The organism is Winogradskyella bathintestinalis, from assembly GCF_030407435.1.
Classification (GTDB): Bacteria; Bacteroidota; Bacteroidia; order Flavobacteriales; family Flavobacteriaceae; genus Winogradskyella; species Winogradskyella bathintestinalis.
The window spans coordinates 250,644-270,853 of record NZ_JASDDK010000003.1 but is presented as its reverse complement, the minus strand read 5'-3'; the positions used below and the strand labels follow the sequence as shown (position 1 = coordinate 270,853).

Genomic DNA, 20,210 nt, shown 5'->3' with positions numbered 1-20,210 from the left:
TTCTTACATATTTTCAGTTTTTTGAAATTTGTGTTAAAATATTTTGTCTGACCACATATTCATCGTAATATTGCAATGAACAAATTAAATAATAATGGGATTAGCAAAAACTGAAATATTTACTGATCAGCAAAACGAGATTTCCTTGTTTGCAAAAGCTTTTGGGCATCCTGCAAGAGTAGCAATTTTACAGTATTTATATAAAATGAATACTTGTGTCTGTGGTGACCTGGTCAACGAAATTGGATTAGCGCAACCTACCATCTCTCAACATTTAAAGGAGTTGAAACATTTAGGTCTCATAAAAGGAAATGTTGAAGGGACCAGTGTTTGCTATTGTATAGATACCGAAAATTGGACTAAAATGAAAGAAGTTATGCTTCAGTTTTTAGATCAAGACCTCTCTAATACGGAATGTTGCTAAAAAAATTTCAAATCATTAATCGTATAATCGCAATAAACAAATAACCAAAATATATTATGAAATTATCAGACGTAAAAAACAAACTGAATCAATTAGAAACCATTTCTTTTCAATTACCAAATGGTGAATTAGTCCCAAACCACTTTCACGTTACTGAAGTGGGAAAAATAACTAAACACTTTATTGATTGCGGTGGCACGGTAAGAAACGAAGAAGTGGTTAATTTTCAATTATGGAACGCTAACGATTACGACCATAGATTGCACCCTGAAAAATTGATAAACATTATTGAATTGTCCGAAAAAGTTTTAGGCATCGAAGATTTAGAAATAGAAGTAGAATACCAAGGAGATACCATTGGAAAATTCGGTCTTGACTTTGATGGTGTCCATTTCTTATTGACCAATAAACAAACCGATTGCTTGGCGAAGGATCAATGTGGTATTCCTGAAGAAAAACCAAAATTACAGTTTTCTGAAATCCAATCTGGAAATTCTTGCGCACCTGGAAGTGGTTGCTGCTAGTTGAACATTCATTAATAATTATATGAAAATTGATATCTTCACAAGACACATTATATTCAGAAATAGAGAAAATAATTAAGACGCTCAAGCCCGAAACTATTTCTGAGGAACGCAAAACTGTTTTACAACCACTCATTGAATTTATTCAAACGAAGGCGTCTAATCAGCAGAACGTTATAATTAGTTTTATTTGCACTCATAATTCGCGACGCAGTCACTTGTCTCAAGTCTGGGCACAGACCATGGCAAAATACTTTAATATTAAAAATGTATTTTCTTATTCTGGTGGTACAGAAGCGACAGCTTTGTTCCCGATGGTTGCTGAAACTTTAAAAAATTCTGGTTTCATAGTTAATACCCTTTCCGAAGGAAAGAATCCCATTTACAGTATTAAATACGCCGATAACGATGCACCAATAATTGGTTTTTCGAAAAACTTTGGAGATGATTTTAATCCTAAATCAAATTTTGCAGCCATAATGACTTGTTCGCAAGCCGATGACGCATGTCCGTTTATACCTGGCGCAGAACAGCGAATACCCATAACTTTTGACGATCCAAAGGCTTTTGATCAAACACCGCAACAAGCAGAAAAATATAACGAGCGGAGTCTTCAAATTGCTACTGAATTATTTTACATTTTCTCTCAAATTAATTCCTAAAAAATGGCATTAAAAAAACTTAACTTTTTAGATAGTTATTTAACGCTATGGATATTTGCAGCGATGGCGATTGGTGTTGGCATTGGCTATTTTTATCCATCATTCCCAAAAATTGTGAATTCTTATAGTAGTGGCGGCACCAATATTCCAATTGCTATTGGTTTAATTGTTATGATGTATCCACCCTTAGCCAAAGTAAATTTTGCGCTTTTGCCAAGGGTATTTCGAAATACTAAGATTCTATCAATTTCATTAATTCTCAATTGGATAATTGGCCCAGTTTTAATGTTCTTTTTGGCTATCTTATTTTTACGAGACTATCCAGAGTATATGGTCGGATTGATATTAATTGGTTTAGCACGTTGCATTGCTATGGTTTTAGTATGGAATGATTTAGCCGAAGGTAGTAGTGAATATGGTGCAGGATTAGTAGCTTTAAATAGTATATTTCAAGTCTTTGCTTATAGTTTTTATGCTTGGATTTTTATTACGGTACTCCCCCCCTATTTCGGATTCGAAGGTGCAATCGTTGACATTTCAATTGCCACTATTGCAGAAAGTGTCGCCATTTATTTAGGAATACCCTTTGCATTGGGAATTTTAAGCCGTTTGATTTTAGTGAAACTTAAAGGAGAAGACTGGTATTCAACTAAATTTATACCAGCCATCTCACCATTAACTTTAATTGCTTTATTATTTACAATTGTAATAATGTTTTCATTAAAAGGTGAATTAATAGTTCAAATCCCTATGGATGTTGTTATCATTGCGATACCATTATTAATTTATTTTACACTAATGTTTATCATCGGTTTTTTCTTTACAAAAGCGACCGGTGCCGAATACGATAAAACAACTGCCGTAGCATTTACCGCAGCAGGAAATAATTTTGAACTGGCAATAGCCGTTGCCATAGCTGTTTTCGGATTGAATTCAGGACAAGCTTTTGCAGGTGTTATTGGACCTTTGGTTGAAGTGCCCGCTCTGATATTATTAGTTAGAATATCGTTTAGGCTAAAAAAGAAATATTATGATAAGCCTAATACAATTGTAAAACAAGAATAGTATCTATAAACGCATTGCAGTAATTCATAATAATCTCTAGCATTACTTTTGTTTCGATCTATCAATGTAAATATTGAAAAAAGTATACGCTATAGTCTATATAATGCATATAAAAGTTTTAAGTAATATATATGAATTTTAATAATATCACTACAAAACGACTCATCTTAAGACCAATTACAGAAGCAGATTTGCAGGGTTTTTTCGAATTGGACTCTAATCCAAAGGTTCATGTATTTCTAGGAAATAAACCCGTAAAAACTATTAAAGAATCTGAAGCTATGATTGCAAATATCCTAGAACAATATAAAACGTACGGATTAGGTCGATTGGCCGTCATTGAAAAATCTACAAATGAATTTATAGGTTGGGCTGGAATTAAATATGAAAGACATTTGAGAAAAGAATTTAATTATTACGATTTGGGTTACAGGCTTAAAGAACAATTTTGGGGAAAGGGTATGGCTACAGAAGCGGCTTTAGCATCTTTAAATTATGGATTTAAAGATTTAAGACTGAAGGAAATTGCGGCAGCTGCAGACGTTAATCATATGGCTTCTAACACTATTTTAAAAAACATTGGCATGTCGGTTTCAGGCTCTTTTGTATATAACAACGTACGCCATAATTGGTATAACTTAAAAAATCCTTTTATATAAAACAAAATCCCATTTCTGGGATTCTGTTGTTATTATTATAAAAATTTTAAGATGCTATTGCTGGTGTAATTTAAAATTTATAGGAATACTATAAGGTACGCTCACACTTCTATCACGTTGTCTGCCAGGTATCATTGTTGGAAGCAAACTTATAATACGCTCGGCTTCAGTTTCTAATAGTTGATCTGGACCTCTACTTTTAATTTTTGTGACCTTTCCTGTATGATCGATTAAAAAGAATACAAATACTTTACCTTGTATGTTAAGTTCTGCAGCGGTGACAGGATATCTAAAATTTTTCTGAAGATGTTCTTGAATTTTTTGTTCAAAACATGCTCTTAATTCTGCGTTATTACCTGTACATCCTGGAAATTGTGGTACTTTTTCAATCACCGCAAAAGGTACTTCAATATGTTCTTCTACTTCTACAACGGCCACATCTTCAATACCAACCTCACGATCGTCAATAATATCATCTTGTCCTACTTCCGTGCTTTCAATGACACTTTCTTCAATATCTACAACGTCTTCCACAACGGCAATGACCTCTGTAACCATTGCTTTTTGAGTGGGAGGAGCTGGTGGAGGAAGTATATCTATCGTTGTAATTGGGATATCTTCATCTTCAAAATCATCGACCATTAAAATATCGATTTTCGTGTTTTGCGTATCGTAAGTCTTATGTTCTAATCCTAAATATGTAAGGAGTAACATTACGTTTAAGCCAACAGCAAAATATAAACTGCTGTTTCGACCTACATTGGCTTTCGGGTTTTTTTTGAGTTCCATGACGAATAATTTTATACTATAAAGTTACCCATCAATAAAGAGAAAAAGCATGACAAAAATCATGTTAACCTTTAAATCGAAAAAATAAAACCTATAAATTATTTAACTGATTATCAGTCCCATTATCGCTAATCGTCCAAAAGAACCCCATAAAAAAGAATTGGTCTGCTGCTGGCGTTAATGCTCTTCTGCTAAATTGTCCATTAAAGTTTGGAGTATCGGCATATTGATACCCGTTTATGTTCTTAAATCCTAAAACATTATTAACGGAAAAGTATAATATCTTTTGAGGGCTGAGTAAATACGCCCAGTTTAAACTCAGATTATGGAATGATTTTGTACGCTCACGTAAAAATTCATTCGTATTCGGGTCGGTATATGGTCTTCCAGATGAGAAACCATAAGACACACCGATTTGACTTTTCCAATGGTCTAACCAATACTTTCCAACAATAGACAAATTATGATTAGTCGCATAACTCGGTTGGGCAGTAGATTGAAAATTTCTGTAATTGCGTTCGGTATCTAAATAGGAATAACTTACCCAATAATCCATATTTTTAATACCAGTATTATCTCTCCAAAATAAATCGACTCCTTGTGCAAATCCATGCCCTGAGGAATTAAAATTCCTATCAAAGCTTTCAACTTCAGAATCGAACTTTATCAAATTCTCATAATTTTTTTTATAAGCTTCTGCTCTAAAAATTTTACCGTTGTTAACGTGTTGGTAATTTAATATATAATGAGAAGTCTGCTCGGCACTTACATCTGTATTAAATTTTAGAATCGCACTATTTGGGTTTTGAAAAAAATTACCATAGGCTAATGAAAACTGACCATTCTTTGAACTTTTATAAGCAATTGCTGCTCTAGGGGCAATGTCGGTTGTTTTGAAAATTGAACTATAATCGGCTCGTAATCCTAATTTTAAAGCTAGTTTTTTTGAAAAAATCAAATCTGTTTCTACAAATGCAGCTGTTATATTGTTATTAAAACCATAAGTGGACTCTAATGCGTCGTCCTTGTAATTTTCTTCAAAATCTGTTATAAATTGTTCGGCACCAAAACTAAGTTTAAACCGACTACTGAAACGTTTTTTTAACTTCACTTTTATATGGGCAGAATTTTCTATATCAATAATTTCGCTCGTCTGAATTCCAATATCTGTATCTGCAAACGTATAACTTAAGCCAGTTTGGATACTCCAACTTTTCCCTAAACTTCCTTTGTAAGATGAGTTTAGATAGAAGTTATTATTGCTTAGTTTATAGTTTAATCCTTCGCTTAAGTTGATATCTTCTTGAGTTAATTCAAATTTAGAAGTGTCAAAAGCTGCATAAAATTTTAACAGACCATTATTTAATTTTTGTCTAAAAACGGTTTCACCTTGCGCACCTTGAAAGGGTTTGTGCCAGTTATTTTTATCTTCAAAAATATCTAAATAGGGGGCCAAATTGATGAAAGACACATTAAAACTTAGGGATGATTTTTCCCATTTTTGGGTGTTTCCGAGCGCTGCTCCAACAGTCATAATACTAACATCAGTTTTTTCTTGTACGGGTTCGTCTATAGTATTTAAAAGTAAAACACTAGATAATGCTTGTCCGAATTCTGAAGAATAACCGCCTGTGGAAAACGTTATACCATCAAATAAAAATGGAGAATATCTTCCACGAGTAGGAATATTATTGGTGGTTGGTGTATAAGGTGTAAAAACACGAATACCATCGATAAATATTTGGGTTTCATCTGCATTACCGCCTCTCACAAACAAACGCCCATCTTCTGCAACATTAGATGTTCCTGGTAAGGTTTGCAACGCACCAACAAAATCTCCTAAAGCACTTGCAGTGGTGACGACATCTAAAGGTTTTAAAACTGAAACTTTACTGTTGTCGCTAGCTTCAAAAGTTCCTGCGCTAATAACCACAGCCTCTAAAGTTTCTACACTTTCCCTTAATTTAATAATAAGATTCTGCATTGTTGACACCTCATTTATAATTGATTTTGTTTCAAAAGATAGAAAAGAAATAATTAATGTTTGTGTTCCTTTTTCATTGGTTAAAAATGAGAAATTTCCATTTTCATTAGTATTTGCACCATCGTAAGTGCCATCTAAATATACGTTTACGCCAATTAGTGGTTGATTATTTACATCGATTACATTTCCAGAAATAGTGGTTTGAGTATAACCTATATTAAAAAATAGTATAATTATGAAAGTGATTAGCTTGTTCATCTTTTGGTTAATTTAAAGTTCGTTTTTTTAAGATTAAGGCCCTGAAACACATTCAAGACCAATTGATGAGACAAACTTCTATAATTTCATTTCCTAAAAGAATTCTAATATTCTGAATTGTATAATTTTATTGATGAATTGAATATCTTTGATTAAAATCAACATTTATGCTATCGAAAAACGAAAAATATTTTAGTGCCTTATTTTTGGTAATAGTACTTATAGAACTTTTATCCGCAAGTTTAGAGTCCTTGCATATGGTTCATTACTTCGCAAAACCAGCTATAGTCATCAGCTTAATAATTTTGTTTGTAAGAACTTCTGAATCTCTAACAACATCTATTAAAAACTTAACACTACTAGCACTCGTATTTTCTCTACTTGGTGATATTTTATTGATGTTTGTAGATAAATCACCACACTTTTTTACGCTGGGTTTGCTAGCCTTTTTAACGGCACATATCATGTATGTTATAGTGTTTCTAAAACATCGCAATAAAGAAAAGTCACCAGTCGGATTTATAATTTTATTACTAATATATGCGACGGGTTTATTCTATTTTTTGAAGGATAATTTAGGCGTAATGCTTATTCCTGTTATTATATATATGTTAGTTATTTTAAGTATGGCTACTTCTTCCTATTTAAGAATTAAGAAAGTGAATATATGGAGTTACCGTCTAGTTTTTATAGGTGCTTTATTTTTTATGATTTCAGATAGTATCTTAGCCCTCAATAAGTTTTATCAACCTATGCCCTATTCCAATATTAGTATTATGGTGACCTATGCATTGGCACAATATCTAATTGTTATAGGAATTTTGAAATTGAAAAATAGTTAAAATGTTACTTTCTAAATGGTCTAATTATCAAGCGAGCGGCTTTATCGAAATTAATATAATTGTAAGTCCAATTAAAAAGAATGATTACGCGATTCCTAAATCCGACTAAAGACATAAGGTGTACGAACATCCAAATAAACCAAGCAAGAAAACCTCCAAATTTGTAATGTTTTAAATCTACCACGGCTTTATTTCTTCCAATGGTGGCCATAGAACCTTTATCATTGTACTCAAAAGGTTTTAAAGACTTCTTATCGATTAACCTTTGTAAATTCTTCCCTAATAATTTGCCCTGCTGAATGGCCGGTTGAGCCACTTGAGGATGTCCATTAGGGTAAGCCTTGGTTGACATCAGAGCAATATCTCCAACAGCAAAAATATTGGTGTAATTTTCAATTTGATTATATTGATTTACACGATAACGATTTGTTTTCTCCATTAAAGCTTCAGCTTTTAAACCTTGTATTGGAGCACCTATTACCCCAGCTGCCCATATTAAGGTTTCAGATTTCATTTTCAACTCAGTATTGGTGGTAACCGTGAAACCATCGTAATGTTTTACAAACGTATTGCAATGCACATTTACTCCTAAGTTTTCTAAGAATTTATTGGCTTTTTTAGAAGCGTGCTCACTCATCGGTGGTAGTACCCTTTCGGCCCCCTCCAACAGATGAATATGCATGTCTTTTGGATTTAAATCGTGATAATCCCTAGGTAAAATATTATTCTTGAGTTCCGCAATAGCACCTGCAAGTTCTACACCGGTTGGGCCAGCCCCAACAATAACAAAATTTAATAGGGCACGTCGTTTTTCAGGAGAATCTGCAATCGCTGCTTTTTCAAAATTTTGTAGAATTAAACTTCTTATATCAAGAGCTTCTGGCACAGATTTCATAGGCATGCTGCTATCTTTAATCGCTTTATTACCAAAATAATTGGTTGTTGTGCCTGTTGCAATGATGAGATAATCGTAAGCTAAATGACCAATAGACGTAATAATTTCATTCTTTTCTGGAATTACCTGTTGTACTTCGGCCAAACGAAAAAAACTAGTTTTATGCTTTTTTATAATTTTTCGTAAGGGATATGCTATCGAATCTGGTTCTAGCCCAGAACTTGATACTTGGTACAATAATGGTTGAAAGGTGTGGTAATTATGTTTATCAATTAGTACAATTTGAAAATTTTTATTGGCTAATGTTTTCACTAAATTAATACCGGCAAAGCCACCACCAATAATGACAACTCTTGGTAAATTTGATTGGGGAATGTTCATTAAACAATAATTGGATTTTCACAAACAAAAATACGAATATTCGAAACGAAAATCACCTTTTAAAACAATAGTTGAATAAATTTGTAACAAAACATAATATTGCAATACTAATTATATAACCAACCAATTTAATCAATTGAATAAAGAACTAGAACATAGTTTTGTAGAACAGTTGCAAAAACATCAAAACATTGTACATAAGGTGTGCCGATTATACACCAACAATGCAGATGCGCATAACGATTTGTTCCAAGAAATCACCATACAGTTATGGCGCGCATTTCCTAAATTTAGAGGTGAGGCTAAGTTTAGTACTTGGATGTACCGGGTTGGATTAAATACGGCCATTACGTTATACAGAAAATCGAAAAGACGCATTAATACTCAAGAATTTGATGCTGTAGAATTCAAAATAAAAGCGGATGAATATGATGATACAGAAGAGCAGCAATTAAAATTATTATACCAAGCGGTCCATCAACTCAATGATATTGAAAAGGCATTAATTTTTTTGTATTTAGAAGATAAAAACTACAGAGAAATAAGTGCAACCTTAGGTATAACTGAAGTTAACGCACGAGTAAAAATGAATCGTGTGAAAAAGAAATTAAGAACCATACTAAATCCGTAATATTATGGATGAATTAGAATTATTAAAGAAAAATTGGAATAAAGATACCGCAGCGTTTAAGAATTACTCGGACGTTGATTTATATCCAATGCTACATAAAAAGTCATCTTCAATTGTAAAAACTTTATTTTATATAAGTATTGCTGAATTGGGATTTTGGATTTTAATTAATTGTTTACCTTTCATGGTTTCCGATAAAATGAAAGCTCAACTTGAAGACATGAGCCATAGTTGGATATATATTGGATTAAACATTTTAAGCTATACAGTTATAATTCTATTTGTATATCTTCTTTGGAATGCACACAAAGCAATCTCGGTTACTGATAATGCAAAGAAACTTATGGAAAGTATTTTAAAGACCAGAAAGGTGATTAAATATTATGTGCTCTACAATTTATTAATTGCAGTAATCAGCATCCCCGTATCGCTGTATTTTTCAATTAATGAACATCCTGAAATCACACAGCAATTAGAAGCTGCAACAACTATGCAATTGGTTATTATGGCCTTAATTGCTATTGGAATTACGACTATATTTCTAGTTTTTATTTGGTTATTTTACAAGTTAATCTATGGAATATTAATTAAAAGATTAAACAGGAATTACAAAGAATTGAAGAAGCTGGAAGTATAAGAAGGTTGGAAGCAGGAAGTGGTAAGTGAGAAACGTGAAATGTGATGCCTAACGAATAAAGATTTATCTGCCCTAAGGAAATTAAATTATAAAATTTTTACTATCTAAATAGATATTGGAGCGGCGGTGCAAATAAAAAAAGTGAATTAGATTCCTACGTCACAGATTAAAATTGCGCACCGCCTATTAAAACTTAAATTACATATCGCGTAATTCCTGATTCATACGTTCCATTTCTTCAAGTTCATCTTGTGGAATTACTTTCAAGAATGAAGGATGTTGCTCAATGGCATACTCAATTTTTTCAACGATACTATCAATCGATTCATTCTCGTAATCTATTTCTAATGGTTGTTTTATTTCAAAAGATTGAAAAATGTTTTTCTTTTTAATTCTTAGTCCTTTTTTATCGAAAGAACGTCTAAAGCCATCTATCACTATGGGTACAACTACTGGCTTGTAGCGCTTTATTATATGTGCAGTTCCTTTTCGTATAGGTTTAAAAGGTGTCGTTGTGCCTTGCGGAAACGTAATTACCCAACCATCATTCAAAGCGGTTCCAATACTAGAAATATCACTCATTTTTACCTGCCGGTTAACGTCCTTGCCCTCTGATCTCCATGTTCGTTCGATACTAATAGAACCAACATACGCTAAAATTTTAGGTAGAAGTCCGGCCTTCATCGTCTCCTTAGCAGCCACATAATAAATGTTAAGTTTAGGGTTCCATAAGTAACCGATATTCTTAATAGAATCTTCGCGATTGCTTAAACTCGCATTAAATACGTGAAACATAGCAACGACATCAGCAAAATAGGTTTGGTGATTAGAAATAAACAACACATTGGTATCAGGTAAGTTCTTAATAATATCAGAACCTTCTATCTGTAATTCATTAAATCCTCTAAAGCGTCTGTGTGTGGCAGCTCCTAAGATTCTAATCAACCATTTCTTAACCCAAAGTATATGTCCGAAAGGATTTCTTTTAAATAATCCCATAGTAAATTTTCAAATTTTATCGATTGCAAATGTAATAAATAAGATACGCTATAAAACTTGTTTAAGCAAGTCTTTTATTTCTCCAAGCATCATAGCGGTTGCTCCCCAAACAATATGATTGTTAAATTTAAAAGCTGGCACATCAACTTCGACATCAAAAGAAGTTGGTACTGTTGCCGTTAATGTGTTTTTTTTACTTAAAAAATCCGTGAGCTTTACTTCAATGATTGCTTCTACTTCTTCATCTTGCTTGGTGAAAATTAAATATTCTTTGGAAATTCCGATGTATGGATGCACCATAAAATTACTTGGCGGTATGTATAATGGAGACATTTTTTTTAAAACATCAATATGCATGCGCGCAACCCCAATCTCTTCTTCGGTTTCTCTTATGGCAGTTTGCTGTAAATCATTGTTATCATCATCCTCATATTTTCCGCCGGGAAAACCAACTTGTGCGGAGTGCACGCCTCTATACGTTTTACGAAGAATAAGTACTAAATGAGTTTCATCTGCGGTATTTGGATAAAATAATGCCATAACAGCCGCTTTTCTAGGAGGTTTAGATTTCGCTTTCATTTTCTCTGCCAGCTCTAAACGATAAGGAGGAGACATTTTAGCATGCGAGTCTTCGCCAGACAATTCTAGATGTTTTATTTTTACTACAGATTCTAAAAACGTACTAAATAGCATTTATGAGATTTCAATTATTGTTTCCAATGTTTATAACCATGGGATTATTACTTCTGAATTGTGAAGATAAACAAAGTTCAAAAAAAACAAATACAACTGTTGCAAAAGATTCAACTATTGCTGCAACTAAGAAAAAATCAAAAAAGAAAATACCGTCAGAATATCCAAAACTAACAGACGACAATGCTATGGAATTCTTTTTGGAATACGAAAAGGATAACAAGGAAGATAAAGTACGAATAACCACAGATTTTGGAATTATAGATATTCAACTTTATGATAAAACAAAATTTCATCGTGCCAATTTTATCTATTTAACCAAACGCAACTATTTTAATAACACACAATTTTACAGAGTGGTTAATAATTTTGTCATTCAAGGCGGCAGTGGTGATGGTTATAATCTTTACGACAAAAGAAAGAAAATAGGTCGTTATCTTTTACCTCCAGATACTAAACGCGGTTATATCCACAAAAGAGGAGCGGTTAGTATGCCGAGCAGTGAAATTGAAAACGCCTACAAACTAGCTTCTCCTTATCAATTTTTTATTGTTCAGAAATCAGACGGAGCTTTACATCTCGATGGCGACTATACCGTTTTTGGAGAAGTCATTTCAGGAATGGATGTGGTGGATAAAATTGCAGAAGTAGAAACCGATGATGGTGAGTGGCCTTTGAAGAATGTTTATATTAAGAAAGTGGAAATTATCGATTAATATTTTCAAACAATTTCAGTGATTATCGAATACTAAAATTTGTATTGATATCTTAGTGTACATATCAGCTCCCTGAGCATCGGGAGTCTCAACCTTTATTTATAAATATTGACTAATAATTATAAAATATTTAAGACTCTACTACGGGATTTTATTTACCTTGAATGCTTAAAAAATTTTCATCAAATTTAGACCATTAAAAACTACCACAAATGATTTCCAAGTCGATTAAAGCTACCATAATTTGCAGTCTTGTTTTATTTGCAAGCTGTAACGAAGACACGAAAAAAACAAGCGAAAAAGCCATGAACGATAATATACTTCTCCAAGAATGGACCGGACCTTATAATGGTGTTCCTGCCTTTGATAAAATGTCTATTGAATCTATAAAACCAGCAATGGTAGAAGCTATGGAGCTTAATCTTGAAGAAATTGAAGCTATAGCCAACAACCCAGAAGCTGCTACTTTTCAAAATACTATTGTTGCTATGGAAAGTGCAGGTAAAGCCTTAAACCGTGTTTATACTTATTATGGTATAATGGGAAGTAATGTCTCATCACCAGAATTTAGAGCTATTCAGTCAGAGTTAGCACCTAAAATTTCGGATTTCAGGTCTCAAATTTCTCAAAACGAAAAATTATTTCGGCGTATTAAGACAGTTTATGAATCTTCTCAAAAAACACCTTTAGAACCTCAAAAACAGCGCGTCGTAGATTTAACCTATAAGCAGTTTGAAATGAATGGCGCCAACCTTAATGCCGATCAGAAAAAAAGATATGCCGAAATCAACAAAGAACTTTCTACACTTTATACCGATTTTGCCAACAATGTTTTACACGATGAAGAAAATTATATTACCTATTTAGATGAAAATCAATTAGGCGGATTAGCTAACGGATTTATAAAATCGGCTGCAAAAATAGCTAAAGACAAAGGAGAAGACGGTAAATATGCTATTACTAATACGCGCTCGTCAATCGATCCATTTCTCACCTACTCTACGGAGCGTGAATTGCGAAAACAAGTTTGGGAAAACTACTATTCCAGAGGTGATAATGCCGATGAATATGACAATAACGATATTATTGCCGAAATTTTAAAATTACGTAAAGAGCGTGTTGGGTTAATGGGTTACGACAATTATGCCGAATGGAGATTACAAGACCGTATGGCAAAAACACCTAAAAACGCTATGGATCTTATGTTAAAAGTTTGGCCAGCCGCAACCGCAAGAGTTAAAGAAGAAGTAGCGGATATGCAAACGGTAGCTAACGAACTTGGTAACAATATAACTATAGAGCCTTGGGATTACAGATTTTATGCAGAGAAAGTGCGTAAAAAGAAATACGATTTAGATAGCGACGAAGTGAAACAATATTTACAGTTAGACAAACTAACCGATGCTATGTTCTTCGTGGCTGGCGAACTGTTTAATTACAAATTCACACCAGTTGCTGAAGGTACTGTTCCAGTATTTCATGAGGATGTGAAAGTTTGGGAAGTTACGGACAAAGATTCTGGAAAAAACATTGGTTTATGGTATTTAGACCCTTATGCTCGTGAAGGTAAACGCTCGGGAGCTTGGGCAACCACGTATAGAAGTTCTGATACTTTTGAAGGCGAAAAAAATGTTTTAGCTTCTAACAATTCTAACTTTGTAAAACCTGCACCTGGGGAAGCTGTTTTAGTCTCTTGGGATGATGCGACTACCTTTTTTCATGAGTTTGGTCATGCATTGCATTTCTTTTCTGCCGATGTAAAATACCCAACCTTAAATGGAGGGGTTAGAGACTATACAGAATTCCAATCGCAATTACTAGAGCGTTGGCTATCTACAGACCAAGTTATCAATAAATACTTGGTACACTATAAAACAGGAGAACCAATTCCTGCTGCTTTAGTTGAAAAGATAAAGAAAGCTTCGACCTTTAACCAAGGATTTGGTACTACAGAATATTTAGCCTCTGCTTTAATTGATATGAAATTGCATTTAGCGGACCCAACTGATATTGATATCGATAAATTTGAACGTGAAACCTTAGATGAATTGGGTATGCCAAAAGAGCTACCTATGCGTCACAGAACACCGCAATTCGGGCATGTATTTTCTGGTGAAGGTTACGCCACGGCATATTATGGTTACATGTGGGCCGATGTATTAACAAGTGATGCGTCTGAAGCCTTTAGGGAAGCCGAAGGTGGTTTTTATGATAAAGAAGTTGCTGATAAATTGGTGAAATATTTATTTGCACCGCGTAACGCCATGGATCCTGCGGACTCCTATAGAATGTTTAGAGGACGAGATGCAAAAATTGATGCCTTAATGCGAGATCGAGGGTTCGCCGTACCAAAGAGCTAATTTTTTTTTCTCTACCAATAAATTGGGTTAATGATTTTCAATATTTTAACTGATAGATTTTCATTGAAAATATATCAGAAAGACAAGACTATATATTAACCCTAAATATAGAATAAAGCGTTTCGAATTATAACCATAGCATCGAATACAATATAAGATAATTAATTTGGTGCGCTACTAGAAAAACAATTCCTATGATTTTTATTGATAACGAGGGAAACACTAATCCAAAATTGAACTTAGCATTAGAAGAGTATGCCCTAAGACATTTTGATTCCTCTACCGATTATTTATTATTTTATATCAACGAACCATCCATTATCATTGGTCGTAACCAAAATACCTTAGAAGAAATTAACCAAGAATATATTGAGGCCAATGGCATTCATGTTGTTCGACGTATTTCGGGTGGTGGTGCCGTTTATCACGATTTGGGAAATCTCAATTTTAGTTTTATTACTAATCACGATGGAAAAAGCATCAGTAATTTTGAAAAATTTACTGCACCAGTAATCAGTGTTCTGAATGACATGGGAGTTGCTGCCGAATTGAAGGGTCGAAATGACATTTTGGTTGATGAGAAGAAAATTTCTGGAACGGCTCAATTTTCCACAGGTAAACGTATGATTAGTCATGGCACATTATTGTTCGACACCGATATGGGCGAAGTGGTAAAAGCGCTTCAAGTTAAAATGAGTAAAATACAGTCTAAAGGTCATAAATCCGTGAGAAGTCGTGTGGCTAATATAAGTGAGTTCTTAAAAGCCCCAATCACCATGGCGGAATTTAAAAAACAATTACTTATAGGTTTGTATGAAGCTAGTGAACCTTTTGAAACCTATAAGTTAACTCAAGCCGAATGGAAAGCAGTACATGAGTTAAAAGCCGAAAAATATGATTTATGGGATTGGAATTTTGGACGTTCCCCTAAATTTAATATTCAACGAAATAAGCGCTTTTCTATAGGTGAAATTGACCTTCGAATTTTTGTTGAAAAAGGATTAATTTCAGAATTTAAAATATTTGGAGATTTTTTTGGAAGACAACCCGTTTCTGAAATTGAAAATTTACTGATTGGTGTACCTTATGATAAACCTCAAATTAAAAATGTACTTAAAGACGTTTCCATTGAAAATTATTTTGGGCAATTTGAAAAGTTGGATTTTATAAATTTGGTGTACGGAAATGATTAGTTATTCATTTATAATACATAATAATAGATCATAAAAAAATGGCTAATTGCTCCGCCTAAGACGAATAAATGCCATATCACATGATTATAAGGAATACGCTCTATTATGTAGAAAATAATTCCGACCGTATAAAATAAACCACCTGCAGACAACCATAACATGCCTCCCGATCCGAGTGCTTCCGACACATTAGAAAGGTCTAAAACAATCAGCCAACCCATTACCAAATACAACAATGTTGAAGCAATTTCAAATCGGCCTGTAAAAAAGAGTTTTAAAATAACGCCAAAACTAGCAATTCCCCATACGGTCCAAAACAAAGGCCAACCCAAACTATCTGTAAGACAGATTAGTAAAACTGGCGTGTATGTACCAGCTATTAAGAAGTAAATACTAATATGATCAACAATTCTAAAATTATGTTTATACGTCTCGCCCTCTACCGCATGATAAATAGATGAAGCCATAAATAAAATTACAATAGATGCGCCGTAGATTATAACACTAAATAAATGCCAAGGTTTTGAATCATCTACATTAGTAATCAATAAAATTAAAGCAATAATACCTAGAAGTGCTCCAAAACCATGTGTCCAAGTATTAAGTTGTTCTTCGAGCCTGGTTTGAATTCGCATATCAACTTTTAGAATTAGAAGACGTCTTTGGTTTAGACCATTTATTTACACAAGCGTAAAAATCAATATTAAAAGCTGGTTCTTGGCGTTTTAGCCGTTCATTCCTAAAGGCGCGTTGTAAAATATCTTCAATTAAATAATCTTCTTCCTCAATGATAGGATCAAACTCTTTCTTCAAAGAAATATCAAACAACTTGGCAGTATTATTAAACCAAAATGCACGCCAACCACTTCGTAGTTCCTTAATAAGATCAAACGTTGTTTTGCCAGTTTGTCTATGAATTAATTTTACTAATATTTGACCTTCAGTTTTAGTCAATTTTTTTAATTCAGCAGAAAATTCGTCTTCAATATAATTCTGAATGATTTTAGCATAGCGTCTTTTATCGCTATTACGTTCTAATGCATTTAAGCGCTTTTGTAAATCTTCTAAACGCTCAGCCGCCAACTTTGCGTATGGATACACTTTTAAAGTTTTTCGTCTTAGAATTATATAGCGGATTCTAGACGCTTTGTCTTCAAATTTTAACCTCGGTAAAACCAAAACTTCGTTCAATTCTACAGCGGTAACAGGTATAGAATCCCCATCAATAATCATGTAATTCACTATTGTAGAATCTTGTTTAACAGGATCTTGCTGTCCATGCACTACAAAAGCAAATAATAAGGTTATGTAAACTATATACTTCATGAGTAATTATCATGCTAAAATCATTCCAAACAAGGTAACTTTTCGGCAATTTTCAAAATTATGAATTAATATATCCATAAACCTTAAATTCGTATTAATATTATTATTTTTAAGCAAAATTTTACACTTATGGCTAAAAAGCAACTACTAAATAAAAAGTCAATGGACTTTTTAGAAAAATATTTAAATAATGCCTCTCCTACAGGTTATGAATGGGAAGGCCAAAAAATCTGGATGGATTATCTAAAACCGTATGTGGACGAATTTATTACAGATACTTATGGTTCTGCCGTAGGTGTTATTAATCCAAAAGCGAAATACAAAGTGGTTATTGAAGGCCATGCGGATGAAATTTCTTGGTACGTAAATTATATTTCGGATAATGGTTTGCTATATGTGGTTAGAAACGGTGGCAGCGACCACCAAATTGCTCCAAGTAAATTGGTTAACATTCATACTAAAAATGGCATAGTTAAAGGTGTTTTTGGATGGCCAGCTATCCATACCAGAAATAAATCGAAAGAAGATGCACCGAAACCAGACAATATTTGCATTGATATTGGTGCTAAAGATAAAAATGAGGTCGAGGAAATGGGTGTACATGTCGGTTGTGTCATCACATACCCCGATGAATTTCATATTTTGAATAACGATAAATTTGTTTGTCGTGCTTTAGACAACAGAGTTGGAGGATTTATGATTGCCGAAGTAGCGCGTTTACTACATGAGAACAAGAAACAATTAGATTTTGGATTGTATATCACCAATTCTGTTCAAGAAGAAATCGGTTTACGTGGTGCACAAATGATTACTGAAACTATAAAACCAAACGTGGCTATTGTTACAGATGTAACGCACGATACCACAACACCAATGATTGAGCAGAAAAAACAAGGCTATGCTGAAATTGGCAAAGGTCCAGTTGTAGCTTATGCGCCTGCCGTACAACAAAAATTGCGTGATTTAATTACAGAAACTGCAGATGCCAAAAAGATACCGTTTCAACGCGCAGCTTTATCAAGAGCTACAGGTACAGATACCGATGCTTTTGCTTATAGTAACGGTGGTGTGGCTTCGGCACTGATATCTTTACCGTTGCGTTATATGCATACAACCGTAGAAATGGTGCACAAAGACGATGTAGAAAACGTTATTACATTAATTTATGAAACCTTGCTTAACATAAAAGACGGAGAGACTTTTAGTTATTTCGATTAACTACAACAAACCTCAAAAGTTAGTGCATACTGAACTCATGTCTGTATCAAACTTTTGAGGTTTTTTAATTTTATGGACGAATATCTTGACATCGTTGATAAATCTGGAAAACCAACAGGACAAATCGCTTTAAAATCTGAGGCGCATTCCAAAGGTTTATACCATAATACAGTTCATGTTTGGTTGTATACCTCTAAAGCCGAAATATTATTACAACAACGCTCGCATAAAAAAACGATCTACCCACTGCTTTGGGACGTTTCAGTTGCTGGCCACATTGATGCTGGTGAAACTTTTATTGAAGCTGCACTAAGAGAAACTAAAGAAGAAATAGGATTACGATTAGAACCAAATGATCTAAAACATATTGGTGTTTTTCTTCATGAAACGAGTTATGCTGACGGTCAGATCCAAGACAATGAATTTCATCAGGTTTTTATCGCTGAATTAAAAACTCCACTAAATCAACTAAATATTCAAGAAGCGGAAGTTGAAGCGCTAAAGTTAGTTTCACTTGAAGAATTTAAAATACTTTTAGAAAATAGCAAGACTAATAATCACTTTGTAACAAACAATGCAGATTATTACAAATTCATATCAAAAACCATTACTAAAAAACATAAATTATGAATTTAATACTCATTGCAATTGCTCCAATTCTTGCTATTATTACTTACATTTATGCACAAGATAAATATGAAAAAGAGCCAAAAGGTTTACTAATTTTAAATTTTTTTCTTGGTGCCATCGTAAGTATAATTCTTGTTTTTATTTTATATGCATTTACGGGCCGATTCATTCCTATAACTGACAAATACAATGTAGGACAACAATTTATACAAGCATTCATCGTTGTTGCTTTATCAGAAGAATTCAGCAAATATATCATCGTTAAATACTTTGCACAAACCAAAAAAGCCTTCAATGAACCGTATGATGGTATCATTTATGCCGTAATGGTTTCCATGGGTTTTGCGTGTACAGAGAACATTATGTATGTTATCAATGGTGGTTATCAAACTGCTATTTTAAGGGCTTTTACAGCAGTTCCTGCTCATGCGACATTCGGTATATTAATGGGGTATTTCATGGGAAAGGCTAAATTCTCAAAATATAGATTTGTACTTAATATGGCGGGATTATTTTTGGCCGTACTGTTTCATGGTGCTTATGATTTCTTCCTATTTATCAATTTTATTCCAGGCATTTCTATTGGTGCATTTGTTTCTTTAATTATCGGAATCGCATTATCTCGAAAAGCGATAAAACGCCATCAAAAAGATTCAAATTTTAAATCTTTGTGAAATTCATAAAATAAACCTTTATAATTTCATATTTTGCCATGAATTTAATGATTACCTACTAATTATTTAATATACTCAATTCTATGTACAAAATAAAAGTTAGCGATAACCAAACTTTTAATATTTCAGAGAAAAGCTTGGAATCCTTAGACATTGTAGTCACTTCTACTAATGACTTCCATATTTTACATGATAACACCTCTATAAAAGCTGAAATTGTAAAGAGTGACTTTAACAATAAAATGTATTCCATCAAAGTGAATAACAATACTTATGAAGTAGATATTTATAATGCTTTAGACCAACAAATTGAAGCTTTAGGTTTTGAAATCGGAGCATCAAAAAAAGTGACAGATATTAAAGCACCAATGCCAGGGCTAATTTTAGAAATTTATGTAACGGAGGGCCAAGAAGTAAAAGAAAACGATCCTTTATTAATTTTAGAAGCCATGAAAATGGAAAATGTTATTCATTCCCCTAGAGAAGGAAAAATTAAATCCATACATGTAAAACAAGGCGAAACTGTAGATAAAAATTCACTTTTGATTGAGTTTGAAACTAAAATATAATTGTTTTCTATCCTGCAACCTTTTTGGTGACTTAGCGAAGTCGAAGTCAAAATATTGTAAATATTAAATATAATGAGATTC

22 protein-coding genes are annotated in these 20,210 nt (G+C 33.3%); 15 read left to right on the top strand and 7 right to left on the bottom strand.

Features of this window, described 5'->3' with window-relative positions; genetic code table 11:
• The first annotated feature begins 94 nt into the window (after nucleotides 1-94).
• The 5 genes from QMA06_RS10640 to QMA06_RS10620 all read left to right on the top strand — a co-directional run bounded on the left by QMA06_RS10640 (nucleotide 95) and on the right by QMA06_RS10620 (nucleotide 3,334).
• On the top strand, nucleotides 95-424 hold the full coding sequence (locus QMA06_RS10640; protein ID WP_290206835.1) for an ArsR/SmtB family transcription factor: 330 nt from the start codon (nucleotides 95-97) through the stop codon (nucleotides 422-424).
• Nucleotides 425-480: 56 nt separating this feature from the next.
• On the top strand, nucleotides 481-948 hold the full coding sequence (locus tag QMA06_RS10635) for a DUF6428 family protein (RefSeq protein ID WP_290206834.1): 468 nt from the start codon (nucleotides 481-483) through the stop codon (nucleotides 946-948).
• Nucleotides 949-977: 29 nt separating this feature from the next.
• Nucleotides 978-1,610 carry an arsenate-mycothiol transferase ArsC gene (locus QMA06_RS10630; protein ID WP_290206833.1) on the top strand — a complete coding sequence of 211 codons (633 nt, stop codon included), beginning with the start codon at nucleotides 978-980 and terminating at the stop codon, nucleotides 1,608-1,610.
• Between the two features lie 3 nt (nucleotides 1,611-1,613).
• The gene (gene arsB / locus QMA06_RS10625; protein ID WP_290206832.1) at nucleotides 1,614-2,675 is read left to right on the top strand and encodes an ACR3 family arsenite efflux transporter; all 1,062 of its coding nucleotides are present in this window, start codon (nucleotides 1,614-1,616) and stop codon (nucleotides 2,673-2,675) included.
• 131 nt (nucleotides 2,676-2,806) lie between these two features.
• Nucleotides 2,807-3,334: a GNAT family N-acetyltransferase gene (locus QMA06_RS10620; RefSeq protein ID WP_290206831.1), complete on the top strand. Its 528-nt coding sequence runs from the start codon at nucleotides 2,807-2,809 to the stop codon at nucleotides 3,332-3,334.
• Between the two features lie 54 nt (nucleotides 3,335-3,388).
• Here QMA06_RS10620 and QMA06_RS10615 read toward each other — a convergent pair whose 3' ends face one another.
• Both QMA06_RS10615 and QMA06_RS10610 read right to left on the bottom strand, forming a co-directional pair.
• Nucleotides 3,389-4,123 (bottom strand): energy transducer TonB, encoded by a 735-nt coding sequence (locus QMA06_RS10615; RefSeq protein ID WP_290206830.1) that lies wholly within the window; start codon nucleotides 4,121-4,123, stop codon nucleotides 3,389-3,391.
• Nucleotides 4,124-4,214: 91 nt separating this feature from the next.
• Nucleotides 4,215-6,365 carry a TonB-dependent receptor gene (locus tag QMA06_RS10610; protein ID WP_290206829.1) on the bottom strand — a complete coding sequence of 717 codons (2,151 nt, stop codon included), beginning with the start codon at nucleotides 6,363-6,365 and terminating at the stop codon, nucleotides 4,215-4,217.
• Between the two features lie 167 nt (nucleotides 6,366-6,532).
• Here QMA06_RS10610 and QMA06_RS10605 point away from each other — a divergent pair, with 167 nt between their 5' ends.
• Nucleotides 6,533-7,207 carry a lysoplasmalogenase gene (locus QMA06_RS10605; protein WP_290206828.1) on the top strand — a complete coding sequence of 225 codons (675 nt, stop codon included), beginning with the start codon at nucleotides 6,533-6,535 and terminating at the stop codon, nucleotides 7,205-7,207.
• A 4-nt stretch (nucleotides 7,208-7,211) separates the two neighbouring features.
• Here QMA06_RS10605 and QMA06_RS10600 read toward each other — a convergent pair whose 3' ends face one another.
• On the bottom strand, nucleotides 7,212-8,483 hold the full coding sequence (locus QMA06_RS10600) for an NAD(P)/FAD-dependent oxidoreductase (RefSeq protein WP_290206827.1): 1,272 nt from the start codon (nucleotides 8,481-8,483) through the stop codon (nucleotides 7,212-7,214).
• Between the two features lie 136 nt (nucleotides 8,484-8,619).
• On the opposite strand from QMA06_RS10600, the gene QMA06_RS10595 reads away from it, so the two are divergent.
• Nucleotides 8,620-9,114 carry an RNA polymerase sigma factor gene (locus QMA06_RS10595; RefSeq protein ID WP_290206826.1) on the top strand — a complete coding sequence of 165 codons (495 nt, stop codon included), beginning with the start codon at nucleotides 8,620-8,622 and terminating at the stop codon, nucleotides 9,112-9,114.
• 4 nt (nucleotides 9,115-9,118) lie between these two features.
• A complete protein-coding gene (locus QMA06_RS10590) occupies nucleotides 9,119-9,751 on the top strand; it encodes a hypothetical protein (RefSeq protein ID WP_290206825.1) in 633 nt (210 codons plus the stop codon).
• Nucleotides 9,752-9,949: 198 nt separating this feature from the next.
• On the opposite strand, the gene QMA06_RS10585 is transcribed toward QMA06_RS10590, so the two are convergent.
• Nucleotides 9,950-10,750: a lysophospholipid acyltransferase family protein gene (locus tag QMA06_RS10585; protein ID WP_290206824.1), complete on the bottom strand. Its 801-nt coding sequence runs from the start codon at nucleotides 10,748-10,750 to the stop codon at nucleotides 9,950-9,952.
• Between the two features lie 48 nt (nucleotides 10,751-10,798).
• Nucleotides 10,799-11,443, bottom strand: coding sequence for an NUDIX hydrolase (locus QMA06_RS10580; protein ID WP_290206823.1), 645 nt, complete (start codon nucleotides 11,441-11,443; stop codon nucleotides 10,799-10,801).
• A 2-nt stretch (nucleotides 11,444-11,445) separates the two neighbouring features.
• Here QMA06_RS10580 and QMA06_RS10575 point away from each other — a divergent pair, with 2 nt between their 5' ends.
• From QMA06_RS10575 to QMA06_RS10565, 3 genes are all read left to right on the top strand, one after another.
• A complete protein-coding gene (locus QMA06_RS10575) occupies nucleotides 11,446-12,159 on the top strand; it encodes a peptidylprolyl isomerase (RefSeq protein ID WP_290206822.1) in 714 nt (237 codons plus the stop codon).
• 212 nt (nucleotides 12,160-12,371) lie between these two features.
• Entirely contained in the window at nucleotides 12,372-14,519 is a 2,148-nt protein-coding gene (locus tag QMA06_RS10570) for a M3 family metallopeptidase (RefSeq protein ID WP_290206821.1), read from the top strand.
• A 194-nt stretch (nucleotides 14,520-14,713) separates the two neighbouring features.
• Nucleotides 14,714-15,712, top strand: a complete 999-nt coding sequence (locus QMA06_RS10565) for a lipoate--protein ligase (RefSeq protein WP_290206820.1) — start codon at nucleotides 14,714-14,716, stop codon at nucleotides 15,710-15,712.
• Nucleotides 15,713-15,720: 8 nt separating this feature from the next.
• Here QMA06_RS10565 and trhA read toward each other — a convergent pair whose 3' ends face one another.
• Complete coding sequence (trhA, locus tag QMA06_RS10560; protein ID WP_290206819.1) at nucleotides 15,721-16,347, bottom strand: PAQR family membrane homeostasis protein TrhA; 627 nt, start codon at nucleotides 16,345-16,347, stop codon at nucleotides 15,721-15,723.
• Nucleotide 16,348: 1 nt separating this feature from the next.
• A complete protein-coding gene (locus tag QMA06_RS10555; RefSeq protein ID WP_290206818.1) occupies nucleotides 16,349-17,038 on the bottom strand; it encodes a DUF4294 domain-containing protein in 690 nt (229 codons plus the stop codon).
• 129 nt (nucleotides 17,039-17,167) lie between these two features.
• On the opposite strand from QMA06_RS10555, the gene QMA06_RS10550 reads away from it, so the two are divergent.
• From QMA06_RS10550 to QMA06_RS10535, 4 genes are all read left to right on the top strand, one after another.
• Nucleotides 17,168-18,256, top strand: coding sequence for a M42 family metallopeptidase (locus tag QMA06_RS10550; RefSeq protein ID WP_290206817.1), 1,089 nt, complete (start codon nucleotides 17,168-17,170; stop codon nucleotides 18,254-18,256).
• Nucleotides 18,257-18,328: 72 nt separating this feature from the next.
• On the top strand, nucleotides 18,329-18,886 hold the full coding sequence (locus tag QMA06_RS10545) for an NUDIX hydrolase (RefSeq protein ID WP_290206816.1): 558 nt from the start codon (nucleotides 18,329-18,331) through the stop codon (nucleotides 18,884-18,886).
• Nucleotides 18,883-19,560, top strand: coding sequence for a PrsW family intramembrane metalloprotease (locus QMA06_RS10540; RefSeq protein WP_290206815.1), 678 nt, complete (start codon nucleotides 18,883-18,885; stop codon nucleotides 19,558-19,560). The genes QMA06_RS10545 and QMA06_RS10540 overlap by 4 nt, the downstream gene beginning before the upstream one ends.
• A gap of 83 nt (nucleotides 19,561-19,643) precedes the next feature.
• A complete protein-coding gene (locus QMA06_RS10535) occupies nucleotides 19,644-20,129 on the top strand; it encodes an acetyl-CoA carboxylase biotin carboxyl carrier protein subunit (RefSeq protein WP_290206814.1) in 486 nt (161 codons plus the stop codon).
• The last annotated feature ends 81 nt before the right edge of the window (nucleotides 20,130-20,210 follow it).

Bases quoted from the DNA above. Each gene is read 5' to 3' on its own strand.
- QMA06_RS10640 (WP_290206835.1), top strand. From the start codon at position 95: ATGGGATTAGCAAAAACTGAAATATTTACTGATCAGCAAAACGAGATT.
- QMA06_RS10635 (WP_290206834.1), top strand. From the start codon at position 481: ATGAAATTATCAGACGTAAAAAACAAACTGAATCAATTAGAAACCATT.
- arsB (WP_290206832.1), top strand. From the start codon at position 1,614: ATGGCATTAAAAAAACTTAACTTTTTAGATAGTTATTTAACGCTATGG.
- QMA06_RS10620 (WP_290206831.1), top strand. From the start codon at position 2,807: ATGAATTTTAATAATATCACTACAAAACGACTCATCTTAAGACCAATT.
- QMA06_RS10615 (WP_290206830.1), bottom strand. From the start codon at position 4,123: ATGGAACTCAAAAAAAACCCGAAAGCCAATGTAGGTCGAAACAGCAGT.
- QMA06_RS10610 (WP_290206829.1), bottom strand. From the start codon at position 6,365: ATGAACAAGCTAATCACTTTCATAATTATACTATTTTTTAATATAGGT.
- QMA06_RS10605 (WP_290206828.1), top strand. From the start codon at position 6,533: ATGCTATCGAAAAACGAAAAATATTTTAGTGCCTTATTTTTGGTAATA.
- QMA06_RS10600 (WP_290206827.1), bottom strand. From the start codon at position 8,483: ATGAACATTCCCCAATCAAATTTACCAAGAGTTGTCATTATTGGTGGT.
- QMA06_RS10590 (WP_290206825.1), top strand. From the start codon at position 9,119: ATGGATGAATTAGAATTATTAAAGAAAAATTGGAATAAAGATACCGCA.
- QMA06_RS10585 (WP_290206824.1), bottom strand. From the start codon at position 10,750: ATGGGATTATTTAAAAGAAATCCTTTCGGACATATACTTTGGGTTAAG.
- QMA06_RS10580 (WP_290206823.1), bottom strand. From the start codon at position 11,443: ATGCTATTTAGTACGTTTTTAGAATCTGTAGTAAAAATAAAACATCTA.
- QMA06_RS10575 (WP_290206822.1), top strand. From the start codon at position 11,446: ATGAGATTTCAATTATTGTTTCCAATGTTTATAACCATGGGATTATTA.
- QMA06_RS10570 (WP_290206821.1), top strand. From the start codon at position 12,372: ATGATTTCCAAGTCGATTAAAGCTACCATAATTTGCAGTCTTGTTTTA.
- QMA06_RS10565 (WP_290206820.1), top strand. From the start codon at position 14,714: ATGATTTTTATTGATAACGAGGGAAACACTAATCCAAAATTGAACTTA.
- trhA (WP_290206819.1), bottom strand. From the start codon at position 16,347: ATGCGAATTCAAACCAGGCTCGAAGAACAACTTAATACTTGGACACAT.
- QMA06_RS10555 (WP_290206818.1), bottom strand. From the start codon at position 17,038: ATGAAGTATATAGTTTACATAACCTTATTATTTGCTTTTGTAGTGCAT.
- QMA06_RS10550 (WP_290206817.1), top strand. From the start codon at position 17,168: ATGGCTAAAAAGCAACTACTAAATAAAAAGTCAATGGACTTTTTAGAA.
- QMA06_RS10545 (WP_290206816.1), top strand. From the start codon at position 18,329: ATGGACGAATATCTTGACATCGTTGATAAATCTGGAAAACCAACAGGA.
- QMA06_RS10540 (WP_290206815.1), top strand. From the start codon at position 18,883: ATGAATTTAATACTCATTGCAATTGCTCCAATTCTTGCTATTATTACT.
- QMA06_RS10535 (WP_290206814.1), top strand. From the start codon at position 19,644: ATGTACAAAATAAAAGTTAGCGATAACCAAACTTTTAATATTTCAGAG.